Genomic DNA, 3,801 nt, shown 5'->3' on the forward strand with positions numbered 1-3,801 from the left:
AAACAAAACCCCTACCTGCATACGCAGATAGGGGTTTCGGAATTTAATCTTGACGATGACCTACTCTCACATGGGGAAACCCCACACTACCATCGGCGATGCATCGTTTCACTGCTGAGTTCGGGATGGGATCAGGTGGTTCCAATGCTCTATGGTCGTCAAGAAATTCGGTAGCCAGGTCGTGGGCCTTTGCAGGTTCACGCTCCAGCGAATGGGTATGCGATAGATTTGGTGTTTTGTGAGTATCTCGAACTTTCGGTTCGTTTCGTCTTCACACACCGCAATCTGGTGCTCTTTCGCTTTTTAGCTCGAAGCATGCAAATTGCTTGGGTGTTATATGGTCAAGCCTCACGGGCAATTAGTATTGGTTAGCTCAACGCCTCACAGCGCTTACACACCCAACCTATCAACGTCGTAGTCTTCGACGGCCCTTCAGGGGACTCAAGGTCCCAGTGAGATCTCATCTTGAGGCTAGTTTCCCGCTTAGATGCTTTCAGCGGTTATCTATTCCGAACATAGCTACCCGGCAATGCCACTGGCGTGACAACCGGAACACCAGAGGTTCGTCCACTCCGGTCCTCTCGTACTAGGAGCAGCCCCTCTCAAATCTCAAACGTCCACGGCAGATAGGGACCGAACTGTCTCACGACGTTCTAAACCCAGCTCGCGTACCACTTTAAATGGCGAACAGCCATACCCTTGGGACCGGCTTCAGCCCCAGGATGTGATGAGCCGACATCGAGGTGCCAAACACCGCCGTCGATATGAACTCTTGGGCGGTATCAGCCTGTTATCCCCGGAGTACCTTTTATCCGTTGAGCGATGGCCCTTCCATACAGAACCACCGGATCACTAAGACCTACTTTCGTACCTGCTCGACGTGTCTGTCTCGCAGTCAAGCGCGCTTTTGCCTTTATACTCTACGACCGATTTCCGACCGGTCTGAGCGCACCTTCGTACTCCTCCGTTACTCTTTAGGAGGAGACCGCCCCAGTCAAACTACCCACCATACACTGTCCTCGATCCGGATAACGGACCTGAGTTAGAACCTCAAAGTTGCCAGGGTGGTATTTCAAGGTTGGCTCCACGCGAACTGGCGTCCACGCTTCAAAGCCTCCCACCTATCCTACACAAGCAAATTCAAAGTCCAGTGCAAAGCTATAGTAAAGGTTCACGGGGTCTTTCCGTCTAGCCGCGGATACACTGCATCTTCACAGCGATTTCAATTTCACTGAGTCTCGGGTGGAGACAGCGCCGCCATCGTTACGCCATTCGTGCAGGTCGGAACTTACCCGACAAGGAATTTCGCTACCTTAGGACCGTTATAGTTACGGCCGCCGTTTACCGGGGCTTCGATCAAGAGCTTCGCGTTAGCTAACCCCATCAATTAACCTTCCGGCACCGGGCAGGCGTCACACCCTATACGTCCACTTTCGTGTTTGCAGAGTGCTGTGTTTTTAATAAACAGTCGCAGCGGCCTGGTATCTTCGACCGGCATGGGCTTACGCAGTAAATGCTTCACCCTCACCGGCGCACCTTCTCCCGAAGTTACGGTGCCATTTTGCCTAGTTCCTTCACCCGAGTTCTCTCAAGCGCCTTGGTATTCTCTACCCAACCACCTGTGTCGGTTTGGGGTACGGTTCCTGGTTACCTGAAGCTTAGAAGCTTTTCTTGGAAGCATGGCATCAACCACTTCGTCACCCAAAGGGTAACTCGTCATCAGCTCTCGGCCTTAGAATCCCGGATTTACCTAAGATTCCAGCCTACCACCTTAAACTTGGACAACCAACGCCAAGCTGGCCTAGCCTTCTCCGTCCCTCCATCGCAATAACCAGAAGTACAGGAATATTAACCTGTTTTCCATCGACTACGCTTTTCAGCCTCGCCTTAGGGACCGACTAACCCTGCGTCGATTAACGTTGCGCAGGAAACCTTGGTCTTTCGGCGTGGGTGTTTTTCACACCCATTGTCGTTACTCATGTCAGCATTCGCACTTCTGATACCTCCAGCAAGCTTCTCAACTCACCTTCACAGGCTTACAGAACGCTCCTCTACCGCATCACCTAAGTGATACCCGTAGCTTCGGTGTATGGTTTGAGCCCCGTTACATCTTCCGCGCAGGCCGACTCGACTAGTGAGCTATTACGCTTTCTTTAAAGGGTGGCTGCTTCTAAGCCAACCTCCTAGCTGTCTAAGCCTTCCCACATCGTTTCCCACTTAACCATAACTTTGGGACCTTAGCTGACGGTCTGGGTTGTTTCCCTTTTCACGACGGACGTTAGCACCCGCCGTGTGTCTCCCATGCTCGGCACTTGTAGGTATTCGGAGTTTGCATCGGTTTGGTAAGTCGGGATGACCCCCTAGCCGAAACAGTGCTCTACCCCCTACAGTGATACATGAGGCGCTACCTAAATAGCTTTCGAGGAGAACCAGCTATCTCCGAGCTTGATTAGCCTTTCACTCCGATCCACAGGTCATCCGCTAACTTTTCAACGGTAGTCGGTTCGGTCCTCCAGTTAGTGTTACCCAACCTTCAACCTGCCCATGGATAGATCGCCCGGTTTCGGGTCTATTCCCAGCGACTAGACGCCCTATTAAGACTCGCTTTCGCTACGCCTCCCCTATTCGGTTAAGCTCGCCACTGAAAATAAGTCGCTGACCCATTATACAAAAGGTACGCAGTCACCCAACAAAGTGGGCTCCCACTGCTTGTACGCATACGGTTTCAGGATCTATTTCACTCCCCTCTCCGGGGTTCTTTTCGCCTTTCCCTCACGGTACTAGTTCACTATCGGTCAGTCAGTAGTATTTAGCCTTGGAGGATGGTCCCCCCATATTCAGACAAAGTTTCTCGTGCTCCGTCCTACTCGATTTCATGACTAAGAGATTTTCGCGTACAGGGCTATCACCCACTATGGCCGTACTTTCCAGAACGTTCCGCTAATCTCAAAGCCACTTAAGGGCTAGTCCCCGTTCGCTCGCCACTACTAAGGGAATCTCGGTTGATTTCTTTTCCTCAGGGTACTTAGATGTTTCAGTTCCCCTGGTTCGCCTCTTAAGCCTATGTATTCAGCTTAAGATAACCATCTTATGATGGCTGGGTTCCCCCATTCAGACATCTCCGGATCAAAGTCTGTTTGCCGACTCCCCGAAGCTTTTCGCAGGCTACCACGTCTTTCATCGCCTCTGACTGCCAAGGCATCCACCGTATGCGCTTCTTCACTTGACCATATAACCCCAAGCAATCTGGTTATACTGTGAAGACGACATTCGCCGAAAATTCGATTTTTGCTCATCAAGAGCAACTCACAAATTTTACCTTAGCCTGATCCGTTACCAGTGAAAGTAACGTCCAGTCTATCTTTCTATCACATACCCAAATTTTTAAAGAACGATCTAGCCAAAGACTAGAAATCAACATTCACCATCGTCACGATGGAATGCTCATTTCTAAGCTTTCAACAAACAGAAGCAGTAGTGGTGGAGCCAAACGGGATCGAACCGTTGACCTCCTGCGTGCAAGGCAGGCGCTCTCCCAGCTGAGCTATGGCCCCGTATTTCTACAGGTTCCCACACAAAATTGGTGGGTCTGGGCAGATTCGAACTGCCGACCTCACCCTTATCAGGGGTGCGCTCTAACCAACTGAGCTACAGACCCAATTTCGAGCTTTAAGGCCGACCTCACCCTGCTCTTTACCAGCGAGCATGGGGTGCGCTCCAACCAACTAAGCTACAACCTGTTAGGGCTGCTTCTTATCGTCTTCTTCAATGAATCAAGCAATTCGTGTGGGAACTTATGGA

2 tRNA genes and 2 rRNA genes are annotated in these 3,801 nt (G+C 51.0%); all 4 read right to left on the minus strand.

Annotated elements, in window-relative coordinates:
- Positions 1–47: 47 nt before the first annotated feature.
- The 4 genes from rrf to FQ187_RS29700 all read right to left on the minus strand — a co-directional run bounded on the left by rrf (position 48) and on the right by FQ187_RS29700 (position 3,658).
- A 5S ribosomal RNA gene (rrf, locus tag FQ187_RS29685) occupies positions 48–163 on the minus strand.
- A gap of 174 nt (positions 164–337) precedes the next feature.
- A 23S ribosomal RNA gene (locus FQ187_RS29690) occupies positions 338–3,229 on the minus strand.
- Between the two features lie 249 nt (positions 3,230–3,478).
- A tRNA-Ala gene (locus FQ187_RS29695) sits at positions 3,479–3,554 on the minus strand.
- A gap of 27 nt (positions 3,555–3,581) precedes the next feature.
- Positions 3,582–3,658: transfer RNA gene (locus FQ187_RS29700), tRNA-Ile, on the minus strand.
- Positions 3,659–3,801 lie beyond the last annotated feature (143 nt).

The sequence above is a fragment of the Pseudomonas sp. ANT_J28 genome, from assembly GCF_008370005.1.
Lineage (GTDB): Bacteria > Pseudomonadota > Gammaproteobacteria > Pseudomonadales > Pseudomonadaceae > Aquipseudomonas > Aquipseudomonas frigoris.